This is a genomic window from Streptomyces sp. NBC_00464 (genome assembly GCF_036013915.1).
Taxonomy (GTDB): Bacteria; Actinomycetota; Actinomycetes; order Streptomycetales; family Streptomycetaceae; genus Streptomyces.
Map to the genome: position 1 here is coordinate 80,937 of NZ_CP107899.1, position 26,812 is coordinate 107,748.

Sequence of the window (26,812 nt, forward strand, 5' to 3'; positions counted from 1 at the left end):
CCGGTCCGCGGTTGCTGGAATGGGGTCATGGCTCCCGACGCACCGCGCCCCCGTATGCAGCAGATGACCAGCACCGGCACCACGCTGGCCGTCACGCTGGCCCCGCTGGTCATCGGTGTCCTGCTGGCCCGCACCACCTTGGCCATGGACCCGCTGACGCCGGTGAACGCGCTGATCACCCGCACCGGTCACGGTACGGGCGTCTCCCCCGCCGAGTGGCGTGGCTGCGGCCGGAGCGCGCTGCGCCGGTGCAGGACCTGGAAGCCCCTGGCGCGCCACGGTGTCCGCCGAAGCGCCCGCGCGGGCCGCGCCCCGGCTCAGCCGAGCCGGTAGACGAAGGTGGGCCACGGCTCTCCGGTGGTCCGCTGCCAGGCACGCACGGCGCCTTCGCCGCCCCGGTCGCGTGCACGGGCGAAGGTGGCGACACAGGCCGCATGGACATCGGTCAGCGGGGCGCGACCGGTGAGCTCCTTGAGGCGCCGGAGGGCGACTGCCGCATCGTCCGTGCGGCCGGCGTCCAGATGCCCGTCGGCGGCCGCGCCCAAGGCCCGGGCGAGTGCCGACTGTGTGGCGGCGAGCCCGGCCGCGTGCGGTCCCGGGTCGCCCGCCTTCATGAGATCCCGCAACAGAGTCTCGGACTCCTCGAAGCAGGCCGCTGCCCCTTCGTCGTCCTCGGCCCGGTACCGGGCCCGGCCGAGAATCCGCAGGCGGCCGGCGACCAGTGACCGGCCGTCCGCCGCCTCGGCCCCCGCGAGGCGACGGGTGATCGCCAGCGCCTCCTCCCCGGCCGCCACCGCGCCCCCGAACTCGCCCCTCAGACGCAGCCGGACGCTGAGGTTGGCGAGTGTCCGGGCCAGCTCCGGCTCGTAGGGGCCGGAATCGCGCCCGACGGCGCGGCGGTAGAGCTCCACCGATCTTTCGGTAGCGGTCACAGCCTCCGCCCCCTCGCCGTCGCGCGTGTGGCAGCGGGCGAGAGCGTCGAGGGTGACGGCGAGCCGGGGCTCGTGGGCGTCCGGACCTGCGACGGCCAACCGCTCGCAGAGGAAGACGAGTTCCTGGAGCACGGCCCGCTCCTCGGTGTGTGCGTCCACCAGGTCGAGGTGGTGGGCCAGACAGTCCAGGGCGAGCGCGAGCAGGGCCTCGTCAGGAACCTCGGCGCCGACCGGCAGATTCCGGCAGCGTGCCACGGCCTCCTCGGCCGTGGCACGCGCCCGGGGACGGTCTTCGGTGGCGCCGAGGCACCATGCCAGATCGATGAGCAACTGGGCCCGCATCACCTGCGTTTCCGGGAAGAGCCTCGGGGCGAGGGAACTGACGCGCTCCCTGGCGTCGCTGCCCGCCTCGACCGCCTCCGCGAACCGGCCGAGCACCCGCAGCCCGCCTGCCAGTTCGGCCAGCACTCTGGTGTGGAGCACGGCCAGCCGGAACTGCTGCCACAAGGGCAACTCCCGCAGCAGCTCGACACACTGGAGATACACCTCCACGGACTCGGCCGTGTGCCCGGCCCGGCCGAGGACCCATGCGTGCGCGCGCAGCGCGGCGGCGGGGCTGCCCAGGGAGCGGTCGGCACGCCCGGGCGTCACGGACCGGTAGGCGGCTACGCTGTGACGGACCGTCACTATTGCCTCGTCCGACCGGTCCAGCCAGGCCAGCGCCAGGGCGCGCATCAGGTGGCAGTAGGCGGTCTGAATCGACGAGGCATGAGCGTCCGGGACGTTCAGTGACTCCTCGGCCGCCGCACACGCCTCCTCGTATCTGCCCGCATGGAGCAGCAGTTGGGCCTGGAGCACGAGCGAACGGGCCAGCAGGTCAGGGGCTCCGGGGCGCTCGCGGAGCATCGCGGCCCGGCACAGGGCAACGGCCTCGGCGCCCCAGCCGATCCGTCGCTCCAGCGGCTGCGGACGCACGAACACCCAGTGGGGCGACGAACAGCGGAGCAGCGCGGCCACGAGCAGCCTCCCGCCCGCCCGGTGTCCGTCCCGGCCGGCGGCCGGACGCAGCACCGGCAACAGCATCCGGACAGCTCCCATGCGCTCCCCCTCGGCACTCGGCGGTCGTAGGGGTGACAGCCGAGGACGCCGCATGGTTGCACTCCGATCGGTACGCATGCGTCCCTGGTCGGCCACAGGGTCGCCCCGGCGCGGAAAACCGGTTCCCCCGGCCGGACCCCCTTCCCTAGACTCGCCACGAAATCGCGCGCCGGCTCTCCGACGCGGCGCGCGCACCGTGACCATCGAGGGGAGACCTGTCGTGCGCTACCGCACCGCTGTCGTCGTTCCCCTGTCGCGGTACGAGGTGATCCTGGTGTCTACCTCCGCCCGGCGCCGGCTGCGCGGCCGGCCCCGGACACCCATGACGAACGCCTGAACCCTGTCCGCTTCCTGACGGACCGTCCCCGCGCTCCGCGCCGATGGACGACGAGGGTTCCGCCGCGCCCATGAACGGGCCGCTTCGTCCGGGCATCGCGCCGTCTTCTTCCGGATCACCCCGAAAGGCACGGACCGTGCGTACCGAACTGCACCGTCAACTCACCAGCCAACTCACCGACGTTCGCAATCTGGGCATCCTCGCCCACGTCGACGCCGGCAAGACCACCGTCACCGAGCGGATCCTCTACGCCACCGGCACCACCCACAAGCGCGGCGAGGTCCACGACGGGACGACCATCACCGACTTCGACTCCCAGGAACGCGACCGCGGCATCACCATCTTCGCCGCGGCCGTGAGCTGCACCTGGGCGGGCCACCGGATCAACCTGATCGACACCCCGGGGCACGTCGACTTCGCCGACGAGGTCGAGCGGTCGCTGCGGGTGCTCGACGGTGCGATCGCGGTGTTCGACGCGGTCGCCGGCGTGGAGCCGCAGAGCGAGTCGGTGTGGCGGCAGGCCGACCGGCACGCAGTGCCGCGTATCGCCTTCGTCAACAAGCTGGACCGGGCCGGCGCCGACCTGGACACGGCGGTCGCGTCGATCCGGGAGCGGCTGCACACGATCCCGCTCGTGGTCCAACTGCCGATCGGCCGGGAGGAACAGTTCGACGGAGTGGTCGATCTGCTGCGCATGCGGGCCCTCGTCTGGGCCGATGGCCACGACACGTACGAGGAACGGGAGGTCCCCGATGAGCTGCGGGACGAGGCACGGCGGCGTCGACGGCTGCTGGAGGAGACGGTGGCGGAGCTCCATCCGGCCGCACTGGAGGAGTTCTGCGCGCAGTCGGAGCTCTCCGAGCGGACGCTGGCCAAGGCGCTGCGCGATCTGACCCGTACGGGCGAGGGTGTCGTGGTGCTCTGCGGTTCGGCCTACCGCAACCGCGGTGTCGAGCCGCTGCTGGAGGCCGTCGTGGCGTATCTGCCTTCCCCGCTGGACGTGCCGCCCGTGCGCGGCACGCTCGGCGAGGCGGTGCAGGAGCGGGCCGCCGATCCGGCGGCGCCCTTCGCCGCGCTCGCGTTCAAGGTCAACGCGACGGCAACGGGCCGGCTGACCTATCTGCGCGTGTATTCGGGAACGGTCAGGAAGGGGGAAACGGTGCTGGACGCAGGCGCCCGGCGCAGCGAACGCATCGGCCGGATCCTGCGGGTCCAGGCGGACCGGCACGTCGACGTGGACTCGGCGGTGGCCGGGGACATCGTCGCGGTCATCGGTCCCAAGGCCGCACGGGCCGGTGCCACCCTGTGCGCACCGGATGCCCCGCTGGTCCTCGAACCGCCGACGGTGGCCGATCCGGTCGTGTCGGTGGCGGTCGAGGCGCGCAGGAGCACCGACACGGAGCGGCTGATGGCGGCGCTCGTGCGGCTGGTCGAGGAGGATCCGTCGCTCGCGGTACGGACGGACTCCGAGACGGGCCAGACGGTGCTCTCGGGCATGGGTGAGCTGCATCTGGAGGTGGCGGTGGAGAAGATCCGTCGCGCCCATGGCCTGGACGTCCGGGTCGGCCGGCCGCAGGTCGCCTACCGGGAGACGGTCGCCCGCGGTGTGTCCGGCCTGGTCCACCGGCATGTCAAACAGGACGGCGGGGCAGGGCAGTTCGCCCATGTCGTCATCGATGTCGAGCCATGGGCGGACCCGGAGGGCGACAGCGGCACGGGAGCGGTGGAGTTCGTGTTCCGCTCGGCCGTCGTCGGCGGCCGGGTGCCGCAGGAGTACGTCCGGGCGGTCGAGGCCGGCTGCCGGGACGCGCTGTTGGAGGGGCCCGTCGGCGGGCATCCGGTGACCGGGGTGCGGGTGACCCTGACCGATGGCGCCACCCATCCGAAGGACTCCTCGGAGATGGCGTTCCGTACCGCCGGCCGGTTCGCGCTGCGGGAGGCGCTGCGTGCCAGTGCGATGGTGCTCCTGGAACCGGTCGTCGAACTCACGGCGACCGTGCCCGACGAGTCCGTCGGCGGCGTGCTCGGGGATCTGGCCGCGCGGCGCGGCCGGGTGTCCGGCTCCACCGCGCGGGCCGGTTCGGCGGTGATCACCGCGACCGTGCCGCTGGCCGAGCTGTTCGGCTACGCGACGCGGCTGCGGAGCCGTACCCAGGGCCGGGGCACGTTCACCACCCGGGCCACCGGCTACGCCCCGGCACCGGCCCCGGTGTCCGGTTGACGCACGGGGCCGGCCCCACCCTTCAGCGGGTGGGGCCGGTCCCGTCGCTTCGGACAGCGGCCGGGTTCAGTGAACCGGTTCGGGGTACGTCGGGTACTCCACCCCGGAGACGTGCTGCACGACCCGGATGACCTGGCAGGAGTAGCCGAACTCGTTGTCGTACCAGAGGTAGAGGATCGCGTTGTCGCCGTCGACCTGGGTGGGGCCCGCGTCGACGATGGAGGCGTGGCGTGAGCCGATGAAGTCGCTCGACACCGCGTCGGGCGCGGTAGTGAAGTCGATCTGGCGCTTGAGGGGCGAGGTCAGCGACACGTCGCGGAGGTAGTCCAGGACCTCGTCGCGCGTCGTCTCACGGCCGAGCTTCAGGCTGAGGATGGCGATCGAGACGTCCGGCACCGGCACCCGGATGGAGCTGCCCGTGATCGTCGCCTCCAGGTCCGGAAGCGCCTTGGCGACGGCGGAGGCGGCGCCGGTCTCGGTGATGACCATGTTGAGCGGCGCGGAGCGGCCGCGACGATCGGAGTTGTGGTAGTTGTCCAGCAGGTTCTGGTCGTTGGTGAACGAGTGGATGGTCTCCACGTGCCCGCGCAGGACGCCGTACTCGTCCGCCATCGCCTTCAGCGGCGGGACGATCGCATTGGTGGTGCAGGAGGCGCAGGAGATGATCTGCTCGTCCGGCTTGATCATGTCGTGGTTGACGCCGTGCACGACGTTGAGCACGTCGCCCTTGCCCGGCGCGGTCAGGACGACCTTGGCGACACCCGGGCGCAGGTGGTTGGAGAGGCCCTCGCGGTCGCGCCACTTGCCGGTGTTGTCGATCAGGATGGCGTCGTTGATGCCGTACGCCGTGTAGTCCACCGACGTCGGGTCGTCGGAGTAGATGACCTGGATCTCGTTGCCATTGGCGATGATCTTGTTGTTCGCCTCGTCGACGGTGATCGTGCCCTGGAACTGGCCGTGGATCGAGTCGCGGCGCAGCAGGGAGGCACGCTTCACGATGTCCTGGCCCGCACCCTTGCGGACGACGATGGCGCGCAGCCGCAGACCGTTGCCGGAGCCGGCCTTCTCGATGAGCAGCCGGGCCAGCAGCCGGCCGATGCGGCCGAAGCCGTACAGCACGACATCGCGCGACTCGCGGCGCTCGATCTTGTTGGCCCCCGTGGCGCCGGCGACGGCACCGGCGGTGAACTCGGCCTCGGAAAGGCCCCGGTCATCGGCCTTGTACGTCGCGGCGAGCATGCCGATGTCGATCTGGGAGGGGCCGAGATCGAGTGTGGTGAGGGCCTGGAGGAACGGCAGGGTCTCGGTGACCGAGAGCTCCTCGCCGTCGATCTGCCGGGCGAATCGGTGGGTCTTGAGGATGCTCACCACCGACTTGTTCACCAGGGAGCGGCTGTGCAGAAGGACGGTGACATCCCTCTCGCGGTGCAGCTTCCCGATGATCGGGATCATCGACTCCGCGATCTCCTCGCGGTGCATCCAGTTGGTGAACGAGTCGTCATTGACAGTCACAGGTTTATCTTTCGAGCTAGGCGGCGCTCATATGGTAACCCGCCGGTCTTTTGATCTTCCCAACGGTGCCGCCCGGTGGCCCCGGAGGGTGCGGAAGTACCTGATACGGGCGGGTCGGCCGGGGCTCGAACGGGTTCACACAGCGGACACGAAGTCGTCATACGGGAACCGGAATGTGCGGCCAACTGCCCCCGGTTCTCGCTCATATGACTGTGGGAGTAGCACTCAGCGCGACCGGATCCGACAACCAGATCGATGCCACCGTGCGTCTCGCCCGGGAGGCCGCTGCCGCGGGGCTGCGGTCCGCCTGGTTCGGGCAGACCTTCGGCGCCGATTCCCCTCAGCTCGCGGCGATCGTGGGACGAGAGGTACCGGAGCTACAGGTGGGCACGTCGGCGATCCCGGTCTTCGGACGCCACCCGCTGCTCGTCTCCAGCCAGGCCCAGACCGCACAGGCCGCCACGCACGGCCGCTACCACCTCGGGCTCGCACTCGGCACGAAACCGCTGACCGAGGCGGCCTTCGGCATCCCCTACGAGCGCCCCATCGCCCGTCTGCGCGAGTTCCTCACCGCACTGCGGCAGCTCATCGAGACCGGCGACGCCGACTTCCACGGCGAGCTGCTCACCGCGAGCACCCCGCTCCCGGCGCGCGTGCCCGGGGCGGAGGGCGGCGTCCCCCTGCTCGTGGCCGCGATGGGCCCGCAGGCACTCCGGGTCAGCGGCGAGCTCGCGGACGGCATCCTCCCGTACCTCGCGGGACCCCGGGCCCTGGCCGAGCACATCGTCCCGGCGGTCACCACCGCCGCCGAGGCCGCGGGCCGCCCCGCACCCCGGATCGTGGCCCTGGTCCACGGCGTGGTCACCCGCGACACCGACGCCGCGCGCAGGACCGCCACGGAGCAGCTGGCTTTCTACGAACAGTTCCCGTCGTACGCGCGGGTCGTGGAGCTCTCCGGCGCCGCACGGGCCGGCGACGTGGCCGTGATCGGTGACGAGAAGACGGTGGCCGCCGAGGTGCAGCGCTACCGGGACGCCGGAGCCACCGAGGTGGTGTTCGCGGGGACGGACCTGGCCGGCGAGGCCGACCGGCGGCTGACGTGGGAACTCCTCGGGGAGCTGGCGGGCGGTCGCGAAGGTCGTTGAACCGCCCTTGCCCGGCCACCACCGGTGGACATGGTCCGGATCGTCCGTCCCCACGCGGAACGCCCGCGCCCCCGGCCGTCCGAGGCGCTGTCCCGCCGTCCGGAACCTCTGCCATGATCGCCGCTGTGGACGTCGGGCTGGGGGCGAGGCAGTGAGGGGGAAGCTGCGTGACGGTCGGTGTCGGTCCTGGGTTCGTGGGCCGCGAGGCGGAGGCAGCCGCCCTCGGCGGTGCGGTCGGAGCCGGATCGGCCCTCGTCGTCGTGGAGGGCGAACCCGGCATCGGCAAGAGCCGTCTGGTGCGTCACGTCCTCGAAGAAGCCGCCGGCCGGACCGTGCTCTGGTGCACCGCGCCGGCGCTGTCCGAGCCGTTTCCGCTCGGGCCGGTCGTCGACGGCATCCGCCGGCTGAGCCCGGACCGGGTTCCGGACGGGCTCAGTCCCATGGCCGGTGCACTGAGACCGCTGTTCCCCGAGTGGGCCCGGCTGCTTCCACCACCGCTCGATCCACTGGAGACGGCGGGGGCGACCCGGCACCGTCTGTTCCGCGCACTCGGCGAACTGCTCGACCGGCTCGCCGTGGACGTCCTGGTCCTCGAGGACGCCCACTGGGCGGACACCTCCACCCTGGAGCTGCTCCTCACCCTCGTGGCGTCCGGCGGAGGCAACCGGTCGCTGGTCGTCACCTACCGGCCGGCCGAGGTCGCCGAGGCACCACCCCTGTTGCGGCTCACCTCGCGCTCCCCGGTGGGGATGCGCCTTGTGCGGATCGCCCTGGGCCCGCTCTCCGTCCGGGAGACCGGTCAGCTCGTCGGATCGATGTTCGACGGCGAGGAGGTCTCGGCGGACTTTGCCGCGTTCCTGCGGGAGCGTACGGACGGGGTCCCGCTCGCGGTGGAGGAATGTGTCCGGCTGCTGGCGGACCGGCGCGACGTGGTCCGCCGCGGGGGTCGATGGATCCGCCGGGTCCTCGGCGACCTCGAAGTGCCGGCCACCGTACGCGACTCGGTCCTCGAACGGCTGACCAGGATCCCGGGCGTGGGCCGCAGCCTGCTGGAGACGGCAGCGGTGCTCGGCGTACCGGCCGACGAGGCGATGCTCGCCGAGGTTGCCGGGATCTCGCGCGCCGAGGCCGGCGAGGGGCTCGCGGTGGCACTGTCGGCCGGTCTGCTTCAGGAGAGCGGGGCCGGGCGGTTCGTCTTCCGGCACGGCCTCGACGCCCAGGCGGTCGGCGAGTCGATGCCCGTCTCGCGGCGTCGCCTGCTGCACGCCCGCGCGACGGACGTCTGGAGGCGCCGGTCCCCGGACGCGCTCGAACGCCTCGCCCACCACAGCCGTGAGGCCGGCGACCTGGACGCATGGTGCCGGTACGCGGAGGCCGGCGCGGACGTAGCACTGGAGTCCGGCGACGACCGCAACGCGGTGGGAGTGCTGCTCCAACTCCTCGACACCGGCATGGACACCGGTTCCGCTTCCGACACCGAGGCCGTTCATGAGCCCGCCGAGCGGCGCCGGCGGCTCGCCACGAAGCTCGGTGAGGCCGTGTTCTACGGCGGTGCCGCGCTCGGCGACATCGTCGACACAGCGGTCGAGGAGATCCACCGGGTCATCGCCGACCCGCGCGTCGGCAAGGCCGACGGGGGCGAACTGCGCCTGCTGCTCGGCCGGGTGCTGTGGCGCGCGGGGCGACGCCAAGCCGCGTTCACCGAGCTCGAGGCGACCGTCCCCGACCTCCACCACCGCCCTGACCTCGCCGGGATCACCATGTGCAGCCTCGCCATGCCCGTCGTGCCCGGCTGGCCGGCGGCCCGTCACCTCGGGTGGCTGCGGCGCGCCGAGGAGCATGCGGCCCACGCCGAATCGACGCACCTGCGCGTCGCCGTCGGCACGGCTCGGGCGGCGACGCTCCTGCTGCTCGGCGACGCGTCGGCGTGGGCCTCGACAGGTGCGCTGCACCGCCCCGAACATACGGGTCCGCGCGACATGAGTGTGCACGCCACAGGCCTGCTCAACGTGGCGGCCGCCGCGCTGCCGTGGGGCCGGTACGAGGAGACCCGAGGCCTGCTGCATGCGGCAGCCGCGCTGATCCCCGACGCCGAGCACCACCGGGTCGCCGAGGGGTCACGGCTCATCGAGGCCACGCTCGACTGGCACACCGGCGCCTGGGAGGGCCTCGCCCCGGCGATGTGCCGACTGGCGGACGCGGAGACGACCGAGGTGCACGACGCGCTGGTGGCCCGGCTCCTCGCCGGTCTGGTCCGCGGGGCGACCGCACCGGGTCCGGGCGACGAGACTGAGCTGCGAGCGGTGGCCCGGCAGCTGGACGCCCTCGGAATCGCCGAACCGGTGACGCTGCTGCCGTGTGCGTTCCTCGGCCGACGGGCGCTCCAGGACGGCGATGCGCAGCGGGCGCTCGACATCACCGCACCCGCCGCGGAGGCCGTTGCGGCCAAAGGGGTGTGGCTCTGGTTCGCCGACGTGGCGCCGGTGCACGCCGAGGCGTTGGCGCGCTCGGGCCGCCGCGCGGACGCCGAGGCGCTCGTCGCGGCATTCACCCGGGCCGTCGAGCCGTCGCTCGCGCCCGTGGCCGCCGGTGCGGTCGACCTCTGCGGGGCGGTTCTGGCCGAGCACGACGAGGACTTCGCCGGGGCGGCCGAGCTCTACCGTGCGGCGGCGGCGGTCTGGGCCGGCATCCCGCGCCCGTACGACGAACTGCTCGCACTCGAAGGCGTCGGCCGCTGCCTCCTCGCAGACGGGCGGCGCGGTGACGGGCTCGGCGTTCTGCGAGATGTCCGGACGAGGCTGACGGTGCTGGGCGCGACCCGCGACGGTGACCGGATCGCCCGCGTCCTGCGCGAACAGGGCGAGGACGTCGTCCGCACCTGGCGGCGCGGCCGGCGCGGATACGGCGACGCGCTGTCACCGCGGGAGCGCGAGGTACTGGCCCTGGTGGCACGGGGCCTGACCAACCGTGAAGCCGCCGAGGCATTGTTCCTGTCGCCCCGGACGGTGGGCCGCCATCTGGAGTCGGCCATGCGGAAGTTGCACGTCACGACGCGGACCGCCGCGGCCATGACCGCGGTGGAGTCCGGGCTCCTCGCCGCGGAGAGCGACAGCGCTTCCGACGGAACCGCGCACTGAGCGACGTACTACCGGGTCCGCCCCTCCGCCCATTGATTGGGTCATCTGCACACTCGCACGCCGCGCTCGGCGCCCTGAGGCTGAGCGGTCATGAACAGTCCACACCCCGTCGACCCCGACACCGATGGCCAACCGCCTTCGGTGGAAACCCCGTTGATGCCCTCCACTGATGACCACGAGGGCCAGGACCGCGACCACGAGTCGTACGAGGAAGGGTTCGAACCGCTGTGAAATCCCCGTCACGCAAGAGAACCGGCGCCCGGCGCACCACTGTGCCGCGGGCCTGGGCGCTCCTCCTGGCCGCCGGGCTGGCGGCAGCCGGCCTCCCGGCCATGGCCACGGCCGCACCGCCCCCTCCCTCCCAGGGCCCCGGCCCCTCCGTCGAACGCAAGGTCACCCAGGACCTGGCCGACGAGGGCACGTCGACGTTCTGGGTCTACTTCAAGGACCGGGCCGACCTGGCCGGCGCCGCGAGAATCAAGGACCGGGCCCGTCAGGGGCGCGAGGTACGCAACAGACTGCTGGAGACCGCTCGCACCAGCCAGGCCGGACTGATCGACGTGCTCAAGGACGCGGACGCGAACCGGTCCGATGGCGGGCACGCCTACAAGTACACCTCCTTCTGGCTCGCCAACACGGTTGAGGTGACTGGGGATTCGGCCCTGCTCAAGCGGATCACGGAACTTCCGGGGGTCGACCGTGTCGCCGCCGACCGCACCTATGCCCTGCCGAAGATATCCGCCACCGCCGCCGAACCGGCGGTCGATGACGTGGAATGGGGCGTGGACCGGATCGGCGCCCCGAAGGTGTGGGAGGAATTCGGTGCCGCCGGCGAAGGGATCGTCGTCGGCAGCATCGACTCGGGTGCGCAGTTCGACCACCCGGCGCTGGTGAAGCAGTACCGCGGCAACAACGGCGACGGCACGTTCACCCACGATTACAACTGGTTCGACGCCGCCCGGGTGTGCGGCGTGATCGAGCGCGTGCCCTGCGACAACGTGGGGCACGGCACCCACACGATCGGCACGATGGTCGGCGACGACGGACCGGGCAACCATGTCGGGGTCGCCCCCAAGGCCAAGTGGATCTCGGCCAAGGGCTGTGAGTTCAGCAGCTGCACGCAGAAGTCGCTGCTGGCCAGTGGTCAGTTCATGCTGGCTCCGACCGATGTGTACGGCAAGAACCCGCGCCCCGAGCTGCGCCCGCACATCATCAACAACTCATGGGGCAGCGCGGACGTGGGCAATGACCCCTGGTTCCAGCAGACGGTCAAGGCATGGGTCGCCGCCGGCATCTTCCCGGTCTTCTCCAACGGCAACGAGGGACCGACCTGCGGAACGGACGCCAACCCGGCGAACATGCCGGAGAGTTACGGTGTGGGCGCCTTCGACCCGGACGGGAACGCCGCCTCGTTCTCCAGCCGCGGCCCGTCGGCGTTCGACGACGACATGGTCAAGCCGAACGTCTCGGCGCCCGGTGTGGCCGTCCGCTCCACGTATCCGGGCGGCAAGTACGCCGTCGCGAGCGGCACCTCGATGGCTGCACCGCACGTGGCCGGCGCGATCGCGCTCCTGTGGTCCGCCGCTCCGTCCGTCGCGCGCGACATCGACGAGACCCGTCGGCTGCTCGACGGGACCGCCGTCGATGTCGCGGACGTCTCCTGCGGCGGCACGACCGAGAACAACAACGTGTACGGCCAGGGCCGCCTGGACGCCTACGCCGCCGTGGCGAAGGCCCCCCGGGGCGCGACCGGCTCCGTCACCGGCGTGGTCACGGACGAGGGTGACGGCAAGCCGCTCGCGGACGTCACCGTCGGCCTCCGGGACGCCGAGGGCCATCCGGTGGGTCTGGTGCGCACGACCGACGCGGACGGCCGCTACAGCATGCCGGCATCGGTGGGTGGCTACACCCTGTCGGCCTCGGCCCCCGCGTACGACACGAAGACGGCGGCCGTCGACGTCGTCGAGGGGAGTACGGCGACCGCCGACCTCGCTCTCCCCGCCCGCCCGGGCAAGGTCCTCGACATGGCCGTCGACCGGACGTCGTTCGGGACCGTGCCGATCGGCACCACCGGCGGCCCGGTGACCGTCACCCTGACCAGCAACGGCAGCCGGCCCGTCACGGTGTGGTCGGTCACCGACCACGACGGCGCGTTCGTCCACGAGGCCGGCACCTGTGGCTTCGCCCCGTTCACGCTGGACAGGAAGGAGCACTGCACCGTCGAGATCTCCTTCCGGCCGACGGCGAAGGGGGATCAGCAGGGCACCATCTCCCTGCTCGACAGCGCGACGTACAAACGCCGCAAGGTGACGGTGAGCGGTACCGGAGCCGTGATACCCGCGCGAACCGACGCACTGCGTATGCGCGGCGTGGAACGCAACATGGACACCGCGGTCATCGATCCCGAGGGGCGGTATGCCTACTTCGGCACCTCCAACGCGCAGGATCCGCTGCCCGGTTACATCGCCAAGGTCGATCTGCTGACCTTCAAGCGCGTCGGCACCCTCTCGGTGGGCATCGGCCAGAAGCTCATGCAGGCCGCGGTCATGGACCCGGCGGGGAAGTACGCCTACTTCGCCGTGGCGGCCACTCCCGGGCGCGTGGTGCGGATCGATCTCGCGACGTTCACCATGGACAAGATCCTGGCGCTCGGCACGGGCGAGGACAACCTGCGCTCAGCGGTGATCGACCCGACCGGCCGGTATGCCTACTTCGGCACCGGCACCAACCCGGGCCGGGTGGTGAAGGTCGACTTGGAAAGCTTCACCCGCGTCGACGCGGTCACGCTCCCCGCAGGCGAGGATTTCCTCAGCAGTGGTGTGATCGACTCCCGGGGCGCGTTCGCCTACTTCGGGACACTGACCTATCCGCAGGGGCGTGTGGTGAAGATCGACCTCGCTGCCATGAAGGAGACGGGATCGATCGCCCTGCCGCAGGGTCAGGCCTATCTGCGCTCGGCGGTGATCGACCCGGCCGACAGGTACGCCTACTTCGGCACCGGTGAGGGCAGCGGCGGCGGCAAGGTGGCCCGGGTCGACCTCGCGTCCTTCGAGCACGCCGGGACGATCAGTCCACCGGGCGGCGGACCGTTCTTCTCCGCCGTGATCGACCCGGCCGGCCGGTACGCGTCCTTCGGCACCCTGTCTCTGCCGGGCCGGGTGGTGAAGGTCGACCTGGAGCGGTTCGAGGGCGACGGATACACCATCCTGGACACCGGCGACGACGCCCTGATCTCGGGTGTCATCGACCCCCGCGGCGACTACGCCTACTTCGGCACGATGTCCCTCCCGGGTGAGGTGGTCAAGGTCCGGACCGGTGCACGGTACGAGATGAAGGCCTCCGGCAGCCTGCGCCGGGGTGTGCACTCGGCGGCCCTGACCTGGGACGGTGCGACCACGGACAAGGTCGAGGTGGTCCGCGACGGCAAGGTGGTCGCGACCGTGCCGAACACCGGCCGGTACACCGACCGGATCGCCGTCCGGGGCCGCCCGACGTACACGTACCGGCTCTGCGATGTCGGCATCCCGCGCTGCTCCACCGATGTCGAGGTCGACTTCACGGAGCCGGCGCACCCGGCCGCCGGCTGACTCCTCCTCGCGGACGTGCCACGCGTGAGCCCGGTTGTCCGGGCTCACGCGTGGCCGTTCCGCATTCCGACGCGGCATCGAGGGCCCCCACCCCTCACGGATCCGCAGCACCGGTTCTTCCGGTGCTCCCCTCATCCGCGCGCTCGCCCGCGTAAGCGCCAAAGGTTCCGCTCCGTAACCCCAACAGCGCGGCGGCCGATCGCCCGGGTGCACGTCCTGACACCTGAATGCGCCCCGCGCACCACCCCCCGTCCAGTGAGCGAATTACACATAACACCAGGTCAAAGCCCCAACGCGACTCCAGTGAATTCACCATTCAATTAAACGTGGAAATTCCCTGGCCGCCCCATCGGATTTGCGGGTTCGCATTCCGTGCATTCCACTCGGAACGTACGACAACCCCATTTCCCACAGGACGGGGCAACACCCATGTACACCACAGAATCCACTGCCACCGACATCGAGCTGGACCTCGACGAGGCGCTCAACCCGGGCGAGGCCGAAGGCTTCTACCGCGACTCCCGCGAGTGCGCGTATCTCGCCCTCCTCGGAGGCGGCTCCGCACTGCTGCTCTCGCCGCCGACCCCGCGCCCGAAGAAGGGCTAGTCGGTAGCAAATGGACCAGTCACATGCTCCGTCCCCCCTCGCGGGTGCCGTGCATGACCTGGCAACAGAGGTGGTCCTCGCTCTTCGGAGCGGGGACCACCTCGCCACGGTTTGCGGCGCGGCAGGAATCGACGAGGACAACCGGACGGGAATCGCCGCGGTACGCGTCATCGGAGCCGATCTGCTGCTGCCCAGTGTGCTGCACGGGCACCATCCGCATCCCGGGGACATCGCCGTACTCCACCGTGCCGTGAGGGAGTTCCCGCCCCGGCCCGACGCCTCCGACGCCGCGGTCTGGAGCCACTGGGGCATGATGTCCGCCCTGCACCGGACGGCATCGGCCACCGCACCCGGCGCCGACGAACCGAATGCGGCCTGGCTCGAAGGGGCCCCCTGGCAGGCCTTCACCCATCAGCTCTCCGTACTGGCCCCGCTCGCCGTGCCCGCCGCCTCGTCGGCCGTGCACCGGGCCGCCGCCCACCGGGTCGTGGACCTGTCCCGCGGGTTCGTCCGCGCGGTGCGGCGACGCAACTGGCTCCAGGCGGCGGGCGCCGGACGCTGGCTGGCCTCGCTGGACGGCCGGCCCGACAGCCTGGGCCTGGACCGCGGACTCGACTTCGTCGAGCTCATGGGCGGCACGGACCCCCGGGTCGCGCTGCACGTACGGGCCGCCCGTCTGATGGCCGAGGGGCGGGCGCGGTGACGGCATCGGTGGCCACCGCCCCCGGTGGTACGGCGGGCGCCGCGCTGTCCGTCCTTCCCGGCGTGCTGCGGCGGGCGCTCGGCTGGGCCGACGCCCACCGATCGGGGTTCGTGCTCCCCTCGGACGTACTGGAGCCGCACACCGAGGTCAACCGCACCCTCAAACCCCTCGGCGAACTGGCCCAGCTCTGCACCACGATCCGCCGCAGCACCGCCCCGCACACTCCCGAACACGGGACGGCCGGGGACCTCATCACGTTCGCGTGGGACCAGGTGCACGCCGGCGACCTGCTGCTGGAACTGCTGCGCGGCGAGCCCTTCGCCGCTTACCCGTACGAGATCTACGCGGCCTTCGCCGGATACGGACTGCGCAACGAGGGCTTCGAGCGTCTGGCCGGGACGCTCTCCGCGACCAGGGGCTGGGCCCACACCGAGCAACAGGCCAACCGGGAGCTGGGACTCATCAACTCGGAGAGGCGGGTCGGCACGGCCCCGCACGCCGATGCCGGTGACGTGCTCGCGCGCACCTGGCTGGGCGGGCTGTCCGAACCGTGGATGTTCGAAGGGCCTTCCGGCTACGCGCTGACCCACACCGTCTTCCACATCACGGACTGGTGCTGTGAGCCCGAGCGGATGCCCGCCGACATGGACGCCTATCTGCGGGCCTGGCTGCCGCCCTGGATCGACGGCTGTCTGGAGAGCCGGCAGTGGGACCTGACCGGCGAGCTCCTCGCGGTCGCCGCGGCCCTGCCGGGACCGCCGCCCACGGACCTGCTGGACGCGGTCTGGCCCGCGCTCGCCACCGCGCAGGCCCCGAGCGGTGCCGTACCGGAGACGGGCCCCACGGTGCAGGCCGCCTCACCCGGCGATGCGAGGCCGGGGCCGGGCGCGGAGCCGGACCCGTACCCCTTCCTCGCCTGCTACCACTCCACCCTGGTGACCGCGTTCGCCGCCGCACTGTCCCTCAAGCGGCTCACCGCGCACCGGGCGGATGCCGCCGCAGCGGTCACCGGGGCGGCTGCCGTATGAGCCGCACCCGCCTCCGCACCAGCCGCACGAAGGGAGCTGCCGCATGAGCGGCATCCAGCAGATCCATGACGTGGGCGCGCGGGCCCTGGGATGGCTGTACGAGCACCGGGCCGGCTTCCGGCTGGACGACGACCCGCCTCCCGAGGTGGGTGTCCTGGACCGGTTCAAGCCGCTCGGCGAACTGGCGCTCATCAGCAAGGTCATCTTCCGGGAAGGGGTCGCGGGCTCCCAGCAGGCCACGCTGGCGCGCAAGCTCCTCGACCACGCCTGGCACGAACTGCTGGGCTCGGGGAGCCGCCTGCTCGACGGCCAGCGACGCGAACCGCTGTGTCCCGTACCGATGGAGGTCTACGTCCCGTTCCGCGAACTGGGGTTCCAGGCGCCGTCCCTGGAGGCGGCTGTCCGCCTGAACCACCGGCTGAAGAGCTGGGGCGCACTGGAGGTCGTCCCGGTGCGCAGGCTCGGGCTCAGCGCCATGGAACGCCGGTTCGGCCTGGAGCCGAGCATCCCGGTCGACGAGGCATTCCGGCACACCTGGCTGTCCCGGCGGCCCGAGCCATGGACCGTCGAGGGCAATATCGGGTACGACATCACCCACACCGTCTTCCATCTGACCGACTGGGGCGCGAATCCGGCCGGGCTGCCCGCCGATGTGGCGGACTACCTCGCCCTCTGGCTGCCGGTGTGGCTGGACGACTGGCTCGACCTGGGCCGCTGGGACCTGCTGGGCGAACTGCTCGTCGTCGACGCCTGCCTGCCCGAACCGACCCTGGACCCGGCCGCCTGGCAGGGATTCGCCGGGGCGCAGCAGGAGGACGGGGCGATGCCGGTGATGGGCGGCATGCCGGACGGCGACGAGGAGTCCGTCTTCGACCTCGTCTACCACCCCACACTGGTGGCGGCGTTCGCCTCGGCACTGGCCCTGTCCCGCGCGCTGTCGGACCTCGCCGCCCCGGCCCCCGCGTGACGGCCCCGCACGAGGTCCGCCGGACCTCCGCCGGTCGTCCGTCCCAGGGCGAGGGCGAGAGGGTCCGGCTGATGGCCGATGCCGCCCGGACCATCGACGCACCCGACCTCGTGATCGCGCTCAGCCACCGGGGCCGACGGGTCTACCAGCTCGACGGAGGCGTGCAGCCGGGCAACGCACCCCGCTACGAGCTCGGTTCCGCTTCCAAGCCCTTCACCGGGCTGCTCCTGGCCGCACTCGTCGCGGCGGGCCGGCTGCGGTACGAGGACTCGGCGGCCGAACTGCTGGCCCCCGGCCAGCCCGTGCATCCCTCCGTACGCGCCATCACCCTGCGCCATCTGATCACCCACACCTCGGGCCTCCCCGCGCTGCCGGCCGATTTCTACCCACAGGCGCTGCCCCGGTGGTCGACCGCGCCGTACAGCCGCTACCCCGCCGACCGCGTCGTCCGGGCCTTCCTGCGCGCCCGCCCGCGCCACCGGCCGGGCACCCGCTGGCACTACTCGAACTTCGCGGTCTCCGTACTCGGTCACACCCTGGCCGCCGCCACCGGAACCCCCTGGGAGGCGCTGCTCCAGCAGGAGGTGCTGGACCCGCTCGGCCTGCACGACACGCGACTGCGACCGAGCCCGCCGCCCGGCGACGCCGTGGGGCACCGGCGCGACGGAAGACCGCTGCCCGCGCTGGACACCGGCGGCTTCAACGCCGCCGGAGCGGTCCGGGCGACGCCCCCGGACCTGCTCACGTTCCTGGAAGCGCACCTCCCGGCAACCGCTGCGCCCACGCGCCCGCCGGCCGCCGCGTTCTCGGACGTACGGCAGCCTCTGCTGCGGCGCGGGCTGCGCCACGCCCATACGCACACGCTCACCTGGTTCCGCCATGCGTCAGCGCGCGGGCCGGTCTGCTTCCACGCGGGAGCCACGCTCGGACAGCAGATGTTCCTCGGATTCCGCCCGGACACCGGTACCGCGGTGGCGGCGATGTGTACCCGGCGGGTTCACCGGACGGACCCGTTCATCGCGACGATTCACGAGCTGCTGACGGAGAAGCTCTGACCGTTGGCGTTCGAACCGCGCACAAGCTGCTGCACCTGGAGGAAGGCCGGCTCCGCCGGACCCCAGGAATGACCAAGGGCCGGTTTCGGATTTCTCCGAAACCGGCCCTGATCCACGACTGTCTCCAGTCGGGACGACAGGATTTGAACCTGCGCCCCCTTGACCCCCAGCGCTATCGCGCCCACCGTGTGGTCCCCGACGGGTCCCCGGACAGCAGGACGCGGTCGTCACCGTCGTAGGTGAGGGTGCTGGCGGGTTCAGCCCGTCGGGGTCCAGGACGTGCACGGCCTGACCACGCTGTCCAACGCCTACCCCCTGCCGGACGTCTGGCCTCCACCACCGATGCCATGACTCCGGCAACCTGCCCGACCGAGCGGTCGCCCGTCTGCACAGTCCGACGATCTCGGCCTTGAACTCCGGCGTGAACGAACGACGAAGGCGTGGCTTCTTCCTCCCCATGCTCTCCATGGTGGACATCCTGCCGGGGCTGAACCCCAGATCTCGAATGTCCGTCAAAGCGGATCGAGCCCACCGGCCACCCTCGCTCCGGGACGCGGCCTGTGACGCGGAGGGATTCCGCCACAGCCCTGCGCACCTCTGGGCCGGCGAGGGAGCAGATGTGCGGGGTCGACGGGCGGAATGTATCCGCTGTGTATGCCCGCCTCCTTGAATCGCCGTGTCACCCGACGCACGACGACAAGGGGAGAACCATGCACAGGAATTTCCGCCGGTCGCTGATCACCGTGAGCGCGGTCGCGGCCACCGTGTTCACCGTTCCCACCGCTGTCGCGGCGCCGGTCGCGAACTCGTCGGAAGCCGCCATTGCCGCACGGCCCGCCTTCAAGATGCCCTTCGAGTGCAACCAGACATGGCTCGGCAACAACTGGTCGGGGCACAGTCCCGCGCACTCGATCGACTGGAACCACTACGACGCGAACGGCACCCCGGACGACCTGGGCCGCCGGGTGTTCGCCAGTGCCGGTGGCACGGTCCTCGAGTCGTACTACTCGACGGGCGCCGGATACGGGAACACGATAGTCATCGGTCACGGGGGCGGCTGGCAGACACGGTACGCCCATCTGAGGACTCGTTCGGTGACCGCGGGCGCCACGGTGAACGTGGGCCAGCTGATCGGCGAGGTCGGCAACACCTCGGCCCTCTACGACATCTCCCCGCACCTCCACTACGAGCAGAAGCACGACGGAGCGGTCGTCGTCGCGGTCGTCCAGGGTGTCACGTGGAGCGACTACCTCAGGCGCAACCAGGTCAGCAACAACAGATGCTGACACACCGCCGGGTGTCGGCGGGAGGACCGACCGGCACCGATGACCCCCTGTGCCAGATGTGGGTGCGGACGGCGGTCGCACCCACACCTGTTTCCCTCGGTGCCGCTCAGAGGCTATCGAGTGGCCTCTGAGCGGCATGCGAACGCGGTCCGGTGCGTGCGATTCCAGGGCGGAGAGGGAGGCGACGCGGCACGTCGCCGCCTCACGACAACACGGGAAGCGTGCGTGCCGGCCGCCCGGCCGGAGGTCACCCGACAGCCTCTCAGCGCATGGAGCGGAGTTTGGCGTCCACCAGTCCGGCCTCATCGGGCAGGCCCAGGCGGCGCCAGGTCGCGAGGGATCGGTTGAAGTAGTGCCGCGCGGTCTGCTTGCGGCCGGTCGCGTTATGCAGCTCGCCCAGCAGGCCCGCCACCCGGGCCTCGGCGCGGCGGTCCCCGAGCTGCTGCTGCACAGCGAGTGCACCGATCAACAGCGCCGACGCCTCACCGGCGTCGCCCTGCCGCAAGCACAGTTCCGCGATGCTCTGCTGCACGTACGCGGCGCAGTGCAGGTCGGCCAACTCGTCGAAGATGCCGAGGGCTCGCTCCAGCTCGCCACGCGCCGCCCGCGGTTCGCCACGAAGTTCGTGCAGCATTGCGACCCTGCGGCGCACCTGTGCCTCGCGGTGCCGGTCCCCGTCGGCACGGGACAGTTCCAGGGCCCCTCGCAGCCAGCCGTCCGCGGCCTCCGGGTCCTTGCGCTCCAGCCAGACGGAGGCGATCGCGTTGCGTGCCACCGCCTCGCCGTGCCGGTCGCCGTACGCGGCGAAGTCCTTGAGCGCGGCGGTGAACGTCCCGAGCGCGGCGCCGAGATCACCCACGATCCGGTGGACCGAGCCGGAGCCCACCGCGGCGATCGCTTCCCCCGTGGGGTGTCCGAGCTCAGCGAAGAGCGCCCTGGCCCGGTCGAAGGAGGCGAGCGCGTCCGGATACCTGTCCTGGTAGAGATGAAGCTGGCCGAGGTTGCGCAGCAGGGAAGCAGCCCTGACGTCGTCGTGGTGCGGCATGGCGTCGAGCACGAGCCGGTGGGTCCGCAGCCATTCCCCGTAGTAGCCGCGCATGTCGAAGAAGCCCGCCAGTTCGATCGCCAGGTCGGCGGCCCTGTCAGTCCGCCCGAGCCGGACTGCCGCGTCGACGGCGGCGACGAGGTTGCGGTGCTCGCTCTCGAACCAGTCCACGGGCCGGGCGCGCACCATGAGGACGACATCGTGCGCCGGTCCGTCCGGCAGACCCCGCTCATCGGGCTCGCCCAGCACACCGAGGAAGCGGGTGGGCATGGCAGCGTTGGCGGAGCGGGCGAGGGCGGTGAGCGCGTCTATGACCCGCAGGCGCCGCCGCAGCCGAATCTCCTGATTGTCCGTCAGGACCAGTTCCCGGGCGTAGCACCGCAGTAGGTCGTGCATGCGGTAACGGTTCAGGCCGAGACGGTCTCTGCCGACGACTTCGACGAGGTGTTCGTCGAGCAGGGTGTCCAGACCCCCCGCCGTCTCACTTTCGCACCCCGTCGCAACGGCGACGAGCCAGCCCGGGACGGCGTCGTCGGGCAGGTCTCCGAACGTGCGGAAGGCGGTGGCGGCGGGCTCGGGCAGATGGCGGTAGCTGAGTTCGGCGCCGGCCCGCACCTCCAGCTCGCCGAAGCGGACCGCCCCGAGGCGACCGCGCTCGTCGCGCAGCGAGTCGGCCAGCGTGCCGGCGCTCCAGCCGGGCCGGTTCACGAGCCGGGCGGCCGCGATCCGTACCGCCAGCGGAAGTGATCCGCACTCGGCGAGGACACGGTCGGCGTCGGCCACCTCCCGGCGCAGCCGGTCCGCGCCGACGATGGCCCCGAACAGGGCGCGGGCATCATCGTGCCGCATCAGCCCGAGCGGGCAGGCACGCGCCGGCAGGCCGGGCATCCGGCGCCGCGAGCTGACCAGCACCGCCGAACCACCGGTGCCCGGAAGCAGTGGGCTCACCTGCGCGCTGTCCAGGGCGTCGTCGAGCACGATGAGGAAGCGCCGCTGGGCCAGGCGGGAACGGAACATCGCGGCGCGTTCGCCCGGTTCACCGGGTATCGCACTGTCGATGGCGCCCAGGCCACGCAGCATCTCGGCCAGGACGTCCGCCGGCTCACGGGGGCACTCGCTCGTTCCGGCCAGGTCGACGAAGAGCTGCCCGTCCGGGAACAAGTCACGCACCCGGTGGGCGACATGCACAGCCAGCGTGGACTTCCCGACACCCGGCGGGCCCGACACCGCCGCGACCACGGGCTGCCGGCCAGCGGTGGACAGTAACTCCTCCAGGTCGGCGACCTCGACGGCGCGTCCGGTGAAGTCGGGTATGTCCATCGGGAGTTGACAGACGGGCATGGGCGTTGCCACGCGATGGCGGGCGGGGTAGCCGTTGACCTCGGCGCCGATGGCCCGCAGCGGTTCGCTCGGCTCCATCCCCAGCTCTGCGGCGATCACCTGCTCGGCCTCGGCGTACGCGGACCGCGCCTCGGCGCTGCGGCCCGCGTCGTGCAGCGCGTGCACGAGCATCCGCCACAGGTCCTCCCGCAGAGGGCTCTCGGTCAGCCGGGACCGCAGGCCGGAGACCAGGTGGGCGTAGTCCCCGAGCCGGAGCCGTAACTCGAGGCATTCGTCGACAGCGATGGACCGCAACCCCTCCATGCGCGTGATGGCCGGGTCCCACACCACGCTGGAGGGCACGTCCTGGAGCATGCCGCCGCGCCACAGCCTCAAGGCCATTTCGTAGGCACGCAGTGCCGCGGTGTCCTCACCGCGGTCGCGGGCGGCGCGGGCCGAGGCGAGATGCTGCTCGAAGAGCAGCATGTCCACCTCCCCGGGCTCGACGCCCAGCGAGTAGCCGGAGGGCTCGGTACGCAGTCCGTCGACCGCCGTCGGGGGCAGCCGCAGCCGCAGCGTCCGTACGTACGTGCGCACGTTGGCGACCGCGGACCGAGGTGCGCCACCTGGCCACAGGACCTCCGTCAGCAGGTCCAGTGAGACGAAGCCGTTCGGCTGGAGCAGCAGAGTGGCCAGTACGGCCCGGGGCTTGGCCCCGCCGATCCGTACCGGGACACCGTGCGCCCTCACCTGGAGCGGCCCCAGGACTCCGAATGTCGGCTCCCCCACCGCAGCCCTCCGTGATTTCGGTAACTTCGGTGCAGCGTAACGATGTTCGAAGCGTCTCCAGACGAAATCCGGGTGACGACTCCCCCGCGCGGGCCTGCGACCACACGGCGACCACCACACCCACACACGCACGAAAGGCCGCCCCCTCACGAATGAGAGAACGACCTCCCACCTGCGTTTCCGCATGGTCGGGACGACAGGATTTGAACCTGCGACCCCGTGACCCCCAGGTGAGGGTCAAGGGTATTTTCTGGATATAGCGGACTTAATCCGGGCGCGAGTTATGCGTGTAGGCATGCATCGTGCACCACCGCGCGTAGCGTGTGGTCCCCAACTGGTCCCCACGCGCCCCCTTCCCATTGTCCGGCCGACGCCTCGCGCGAGCACCTCAAGCTCCTTCGAGGAGAAGTCCCCCGCCTGGCAGCATCCACGCCGCCGACGGGAATCGCCCCCTCGCTGCTTTGAGAGGCGTGGCTGAGTTCGAACGCACCCCGTCATCTGTCCCAGCAGTCCTGTGAGCCGCTCAGTGGTTGTTGTCGTTCCGGTCTTGAGGTGTGTGCGTCGAACGGGAGTCTCAATCGGGTGATCGCGGGCCCTGCCCGGCATGAGAGCAGGGCCTGGCGGTATACGGGCAAAATCCAGGGGAGCGGACCGCCGCGCGCTGCTACGGTCGGGCGCCATGAGCTGGCTTCCCGATGACTTCGTCCACCCCGTCCTGGTACCGCTGCCGGACGGTGGCCATCACCTGCGGCCGATCCGGGAGGCAGACACCCCGCTCGACTATCCGGCTGTGATGGGTTCGCGCGACCGGCTGTGGACCATCTTCGGCCCGGCCTGGGGCTGGCCCGCGGCCACCATGACCTACGAGGCCGACCAGGCCGACCTGTTGCGGCACGAGAAGGAGATCGCCGCACACCAGTCCTTCAACTACGGGCTGTTCGACGCAGCGGAGACAACTCTGCTCGGCTGTGTCTACATCGACCCACCGGAGAGGGCCGGCGCGGACGGCGAGATCTCCTGGTGGGTGGTGGACGATCTGGTGGGCAGCAAGGTCGAGCAGGCCCTCGACGCGCTGGTGCCGCAGTGGATCGCCGACGACTGGCCGTTCGAGCAGCCGCGCTTCCTCGGCCGCGAGATCTCCTGGTCGGACTGGCTCGCCCTGCCGGAGCATCCCGACGCGTAATTGGTTGTTGCCCGTACCAATCTCGAAGGCTGTCGATCGTACGGGAGTCTCGATCGGGTGACTACGGCGGTTTCCGCGCGTGAAGGCAGGGCCTCCAGGTAGCTCGGGGGTGCGATCCCATTCCGAGTGGTTCCCGGAGGCCCATTTGTCTTTGTTGTACGTGCCCGAGCACATTGACTTCAACTCGCCCGCCGTGTTGAGCGATTGCCTCGCGCACGTGTACGGCAACGCGGCCGACCATCCGGACCTGGTGCGCTGGCATCCGTCGGACATGACGGACGCGGAGTGGGCGGCCGTCCGGCCGTTGAAGAGGCCCGTGACCCGTGGATCGCTGCTGTTCCAGCACACCCGGAGGATCGTGTGTTCGCAGGCGCAGCGGGACGGCGAAGCCGAGGCCGTGCGCTGACGCGCGCGGACGTGGTGGTGCCAGGTCGATGAGTTCGTGGGCCAGGCGTTGGAGTTGGTCGTCCGGGTTGCACAGGCTCTCGGCCTGGATGCTGTCGATGATGTGCCACGCCCACTCGTCGAGGTTGACGATGCGCGATGGGAGGCCTTGCGGGTGCAGCAGCACCCGGGGAACGTTCACCGGTGGTACGAGCAGATGCGGAGCCACACCGGCGGTGAGGGCGTGGAAGGCTTTGTTGGCCGAGACGAGGTCACCGTGTCGGTCGACGACCACTGCCGGGTACGGCAGGTGGCCGTGAAGGATTCGTTCGAGGGCGGTGCGAATCGGTGCGAGTTGGGGGTCGTCCAGGGGGTCTGCGGGTAGACCGGTGCGCATCCCGCCGCTAGGAGCAGTTCATTGCGCTCGCGGATCGGCACTTCCAGGGCTTCGCCCAGCCGGATGATCATTGATCGTCCAGGGGCTGACCGTCCGCTCTCGATGAAGCTGAGGTGCCGCTGCGTGGTTCCGGCGCGCATAGCCGGTTCCAGCTGGCTGACGCGCCGCCGGGTGCGCCACTCGCGCAATGCTCCGGCGAGCCCGCCTCTGCTCGATTCGCTGATCACCCCTCTTGTCTCACCCGACCGGCTGCTGATCCTCGATTCCCTGCGGGGAATTGCCGTGCGCCGCCCGGCTCAGCAGAGTCGTCGCCGCACCGCAACCACGCGCAACCGAGGGGATCCACCATGGCTGACATTGACATCCACGACCTCACCGACCGCTACGTTGCGGTGTGGAACGAACCCGACGGGGAGCGCCGCCGCGCCGCGATTCGCGCACTGTGGTCCGCCGACGCCGTCCATGTGCTGCAGCCTCCCAAAGAGATCCTGCAGACCGCTGAAGGACTGGGCTTCGAGCGTCTCCTTCTGCAGGCGCACGGCCACCGCGAGGGGGAGTTCCGCGTGGCGCGCGCCCACGAAGAGTTCGTCGCGCCGGGTACCTTCGTCTTCCGGTCGCGCAACAACTCCGACCGGCTCCACGACGTCGTCAAGTTCAACTGGGAGATGGCCCCCCGGGGCGGTGGTGAGGCCGCCGGCGTCGGGCTGGAGATCCTCGTGCTCGGCCCGGACGGCCGCATCGTCAGCGACTACCAGTTCATCGAGGGATGAGCGCGTCGACGGCCGTGCGCCCATCGATGGTGCGCAGCTACCACCTCACCACCGGCGGCGGTATCGATGGCCTGTCACTGCGCACGCACACACCCCGCACCCCCGGGGCGGGGGAGGTCGCGGTCGCGGTCCATGCCGCCTCGCTCAGCTTTCGCGAACTTCTGGTGCTACGAGGGCAGTACGTGCTGCCTGTCGAACCGGATGTCATACCGGTCTCGGACGGTGCCGGTGAGGTCGTCGCCGTCGGGCCGGATGTCCGGCGGGTGCGGCCAGGCGACCGCGTCACCGCCGCACTGTTCCCGCGGTGGCTGGACGGCCCGCTGGAACCGTCCTACCTGCCGCAACTGGGTGGCTCGCTCGACGGAATGCTGACCGAACTGGCCATCCTCCCCGAGGCTGCCCTGGTGCCCCTCCCCGACCACCTCTCCTACGCCGAAGCGGCAACTCTTCCCTGCGCCGCCGTCACGGCATGGAACGCCCTGACCGGCGACGGCCGCGGAGTCCAGCGCGGTCAAACCGTACTGGCCACCGGCTCCGGCGGCGTATCGCTGTTCGCGGTGCAGTTCGGCAAGCTCTTGGGCGCCAGAGTGATCGTCACGACAAGCCGCGCGGACAAGGAGCAGCGCCTTCGCGATCTCGGAGCCGACGAGGTGATCAACTACAGCGACATCCCGGACTGGCATACCGCCGCCCGTGAACTCACCTCCGGGCGAGGTGTCGACCGCGTCGTCGACACCGCCGGAACGCTGGAGCAGTCGCTGAAAGCAGTCGCCGTCGACGGACACATCGCCTTTGTCGGGTCCCTCTCCGGCAACTGGCCACCGATCGACCCTCGTCTGCTGTTCGGTGCCGCAGCTACGGTCCGCGCGTTGGCCGTCGGCAGTCGCGCACAGTTCATCGCGATGAACAACGTCATCACCGCGCATCGGCTCCGACCGGTCCTCGACCGGACGTTCTCGTTCGAACAAGCCGCGGCGGCGTACGGGTACTACGCATCGGCCAGCCCGTTCGGAAAGGTGATCATCAAGATCAGATAGTCGGCGAGCGTGCAGGCCGGGGGGTGAGTAGGAGGACGGGGGGGGACCCGCGCACGCTCGGTCGTCGGCAGAGCAGGAATGCAGGGACAAGGCGCCCAGGGCGGCCACCGCTGCGCGGGTTTTCGACCGGGGTCCATGGGCTCTACCGCAGTTGGTCGCGTCGGCGGTCAGGTAGGCGGTCTCGGCCGTGTTGCTCGTCAGCTCGATGGGCTTGTCGTAGGCCGCGCGCGACTGCTGACCACGGCACAGCCGACGCAGCAGGTCGGCGCGGGT

At 71.0% G+C, this 26,812-nt stretch carries 20 protein-coding genes and 1 pseudogene; 16 read left to right on the forward strand and 5 right to left on the reverse strand.

Annotated features, from left to right (window positions below; genetic code table 11):
* Positions 1 to 27: 27 nt before the first annotated feature.
* Positions 28 to 333, forward strand: a complete 306-nt coding sequence (locus OG912_RS00405; RefSeq protein ID WP_327707619.1) for a hypothetical protein — start codon at positions 28 to 30, stop codon at positions 331 to 333.
* On the opposite strand, the gene OG912_RS00410 is transcribed toward OG912_RS00405, so the two are convergent.
* On the reverse strand, positions 318 to 2,030 hold the full coding sequence (locus tag OG912_RS00410) for a tetratricopeptide repeat protein (protein ID WP_327707620.1): 1,713 nt from the start codon (positions 2,028 to 2,030) through the stop codon (positions 318 to 320). The two genes, OG912_RS00405 and OG912_RS00410, sit on opposite strands and share 16 nt — an antisense overlap.
* A 473-nt stretch (positions 2,031 to 2,503) precedes the next feature.
* Between OG912_RS00410 and fusA the strand changes: the two genes are divergently transcribed.
* On the forward strand, positions 2,504 to 4,588 hold the full coding sequence (gene fusA / locus OG912_RS00415; RefSeq protein WP_327707621.1) for an elongation factor G: 2,085 nt from the start codon (positions 2,504 to 2,506) through the stop codon (positions 4,586 to 4,588).
* A 66-nt stretch (positions 4,589 to 4,654) separates the two neighbouring features.
* On the opposite strand, the gene OG912_RS00420 is transcribed toward fusA, so the two are convergent.
* On the reverse strand, positions 4,655 to 6,100 hold the full coding sequence (locus OG912_RS00420; RefSeq protein ID WP_326740308.1) for a glyceraldehyde-3-phosphate dehydrogenase: 1,446 nt from the start codon (positions 6,098 to 6,100) through the stop codon (positions 4,655 to 4,657).
* Positions 6,101 to 6,306: 206 nt separating this feature from the next.
* Between OG912_RS00420 and OG912_RS00425 the strand changes: the two genes are divergently transcribed.
* The 10 genes from OG912_RS00425 to OG912_RS00470 all read left to right on the forward strand — a co-directional run bounded on the left by OG912_RS00425 (position 6,307) and on the right by OG912_RS00470 (position 19,614).
* On the forward strand, positions 6,307 to 7,245 hold the full coding sequence (locus OG912_RS00425; RefSeq protein WP_327707622.1) for an LLM class F420-dependent oxidoreductase: 939 nt from the start codon (positions 6,307 to 6,309) through the stop codon (positions 7,243 to 7,245).
* Between the two features lie 167 nt (positions 7,246 to 7,412).
* On the forward strand, positions 7,413 to 10,382 hold the full coding sequence (locus OG912_RS00430) for an ATP-binding protein (RefSeq protein ID WP_327707623.1): 2,970 nt from the start codon (positions 7,413 to 7,415) through the stop codon (positions 10,380 to 10,382).
* A 90-nt stretch (positions 10,383 to 10,472) separates the two neighbouring features.
* Positions 10,473 to 10,613: a hypothetical protein gene (locus OG912_RS00435; RefSeq protein ID WP_327707624.1), complete on the forward strand. Its 141-nt coding sequence runs from the start codon at positions 10,473 to 10,475 to the stop codon at positions 10,611 to 10,613.
* Positions 10,610 to 13,969 (forward strand): S8 family serine peptidase, encoded by a 3,360-nt coding sequence (locus tag OG912_RS00440; protein WP_327707625.1) that lies wholly within the window; start codon positions 10,610 to 10,612, stop codon positions 13,967 to 13,969. Before OG912_RS00435 ends, OG912_RS00440 begins: the two co-directional genes overlap by 4 nt.
* Positions 13,970 to 14,398: 429 nt before the next feature.
* The gene (locus OG912_RS00445; protein ID WP_187285003.1) at positions 14,399 to 14,575 is read left to right on the forward strand and encodes a hypothetical protein; all 177 of its coding nucleotides are present in this window, start codon (positions 14,399 to 14,401) and stop codon (positions 14,573 to 14,575) included.
* A 10-nt stretch (positions 14,576 to 14,585) separates the two neighbouring features.
* Positions 14,586 to 15,278: a hypothetical protein gene (locus OG912_RS00450; protein ID WP_327707626.1), complete on the forward strand. Its 693-nt coding sequence runs from the start codon at positions 14,586 to 14,588 to the stop codon at positions 15,276 to 15,278.
* The gene (locus OG912_RS00455) at positions 15,275 to 16,306 is read left to right on the forward strand and encodes a DUF6895 family protein (RefSeq protein WP_327707627.1); all 1,032 of its coding nucleotides are present in this window, start codon (positions 15,275 to 15,277) and stop codon (positions 16,304 to 16,306) included. Before OG912_RS00450 ends, OG912_RS00455 begins: the two co-directional genes overlap by 4 nt.
* Positions 16,307 to 16,349: 43 nt before the next feature.
* Complete coding sequence (locus OG912_RS00460) at positions 16,350 to 17,273, forward strand: DUF6895 family protein (RefSeq protein ID WP_327707628.1); 924 nt, start codon at positions 16,350 to 16,352, stop codon at positions 17,271 to 17,273.
* A 71-nt stretch (positions 17,274 to 17,344) separates the two neighbouring features.
* Positions 17,345 to 18,328, forward strand: a complete 984-nt coding sequence (locus OG912_RS00465) for a serine hydrolase domain-containing protein (RefSeq protein WP_327707629.1) — start codon at positions 17,345 to 17,347, stop codon at positions 18,326 to 18,328.
* Positions 18,329 to 19,038: 710 nt separating this feature from the next.
* Positions 19,039 to 19,614 carry a M23 family metallopeptidase gene (locus OG912_RS00470; RefSeq protein WP_327707630.1) on the forward strand — a complete coding sequence of 192 codons (576 nt, stop codon included), beginning with the start codon at positions 19,039 to 19,041 and terminating at the stop codon, positions 19,612 to 19,614.
* A gap of 262 nt (positions 19,615 to 19,876) precedes the next feature.
* Here the strand turns inward: OG912_RS00470 and OG912_RS00475 are convergent, their stop codons facing one another.
* Complete coding sequence (locus tag OG912_RS00475) at positions 19,877 to 22,768, reverse strand: AfsR/SARP family transcriptional regulator (RefSeq protein ID WP_327707631.1); 2,892 nt, start codon at positions 22,766 to 22,768, stop codon at positions 19,877 to 19,879.
* Positions 22,769 to 23,447: 679 nt separating this feature from the next.
* Here OG912_RS00475 and OG912_RS00480 point away from each other — a divergent pair.
* Both OG912_RS00480 and OG912_RS00485 read left to right on the forward strand, forming a co-directional pair.
* Positions 23,448 to 23,951: an N-acetyltransferase gene (locus OG912_RS00480; RefSeq protein WP_327707632.1), complete on the forward strand. Its 504-nt coding sequence runs from the start codon at positions 23,448 to 23,450 to the stop codon at positions 23,949 to 23,951.
* Positions 23,952 to 24,111: 160 nt separating this feature from the next.
* On the forward strand, positions 24,112 to 24,357 hold the full coding sequence (locus OG912_RS00485; RefSeq protein WP_327713650.1) for a hypothetical protein: 246 nt from the start codon (positions 24,112 to 24,114) through the stop codon (positions 24,355 to 24,357).
* Between the two features lie 60 nt (positions 24,358 to 24,417).
* Here the strand turns inward: OG912_RS00485 and OG912_RS40005 are convergent.
* Positions 24,418 to 24,630, reverse strand: a pseudogene (locus OG912_RS40005) (MmyB family transcriptional regulator); the annotation flags it as partial.
* Positions 24,534 to 24,872: a helix-turn-helix domain-containing protein gene (locus OG912_RS40010; protein WP_443060934.1), complete on the reverse strand. Its 339-nt coding sequence runs from the start codon at positions 24,870 to 24,872 to the stop codon at positions 24,534 to 24,536. The gene OG912_RS40010 and the pseudogene OG912_RS40005, both read right to left, overlap by 97 nt.
* Positions 24,873 to 25,079: 207 nt before the next feature.
* Between OG912_RS40010 and OG912_RS00495 the strand changes: the two genes are divergently transcribed.
* Together OG912_RS00495 and OG912_RS00500 are read left to right on the forward strand one after the other, a co-directional pair.
* The gene (locus tag OG912_RS00495) at positions 25,080 to 25,502 is read left to right on the forward strand and encodes a hypothetical protein (RefSeq protein WP_327707633.1); all 423 of its coding nucleotides are present in this window, start codon (positions 25,080 to 25,082) and stop codon (positions 25,500 to 25,502) included.
* Positions 25,499 to 26,539 carry a zinc-dependent alcohol dehydrogenase family protein gene (locus OG912_RS00500; RefSeq protein WP_327707634.1) on the forward strand — a complete coding sequence of 347 codons (1,041 nt, stop codon included), beginning with the start codon at positions 25,499 to 25,501 and terminating at the stop codon, positions 26,537 to 26,539. The genes OG912_RS00495 and OG912_RS00500 overlap by 4 nt, the downstream gene beginning before the upstream one ends.
* The last annotated feature ends 273 nt before the right edge of the window (positions 26,540 to 26,812 follow it).

Bases quoted from the DNA above. Each gene is read 5' to 3' on its own strand.
- OG912_RS00405 (WP_327707619.1), top strand. From the start codon at position 28: ATGGCTCCCGACGCACCGCGCCCCCGTATGCAGCAGATGACCAGCACC.
- OG912_RS00410 (WP_327707620.1), bottom strand. From the start codon at position 2,030: ATGGGAGCTGTCCGGATGCTGTTGCCGGTGCTGCGTCCGGCCGCCGGC.
- OG912_RS00425 (WP_327707622.1), top strand. From the start codon at position 6,307: ATGACTGTGGGAGTAGCACTCAGCGCGACCGGATCCGACAACCAGATC.
- OG912_RS00435 (WP_327707624.1), top strand. From the start codon at position 10,473: ATGAACAGTCCACACCCCGTCGACCCCGACACCGATGGCCAACCGCCT.
- OG912_RS00445 (WP_187285003.1), top strand. From the start codon at position 14,399: ATGTACACCACAGAATCCACTGCCACCGACATCGAGCTGGACCTCGAC.
- OG912_RS00450 (WP_327707626.1), top strand. From the start codon at position 14,586: ATGGACCAGTCACATGCTCCGTCCCCCCTCGCGGGTGCCGTGCATGAC.
- OG912_RS00460 (WP_327707628.1), top strand. From the start codon at position 16,350: ATGAGCGGCATCCAGCAGATCCATGACGTGGGCGCGCGGGCCCTGGGA.
- OG912_RS00465 (WP_327707629.1), top strand. From the start codon at position 17,345: ATGGCCGATGCCGCCCGGACCATCGACGCACCCGACCTCGTGATCGCG.
- OG912_RS00470 (WP_327707630.1), top strand. From the start codon at position 19,039: ATGCACAGGAATTTCCGCCGGTCGCTGATCACCGTGAGCGCGGTCGCG.
- OG912_RS00480 (WP_327707632.1), top strand. From the start codon at position 23,448: ATGAGCTGGCTTCCCGATGACTTCGTCCACCCCGTCCTGGTACCGCTG.
- OG912_RS40010 (WP_443060934.1), bottom strand. From the start codon at position 24,872: ATGCGCGCCGGAACCACGCAGCGGCACCTCAGCTTCATCGAGAGCGGA.
- OG912_RS00495 (WP_327707633.1), top strand. From the start codon at position 25,080: ATGGCTGACATTGACATCCACGACCTCACCGACCGCTACGTTGCGGTG.
- OG912_RS00500 (WP_327707634.1), top strand. From the start codon at position 25,499: ATGAGCGCGTCGACGGCCGTGCGCCCATCGATGGTGCGCAGCTACCAC.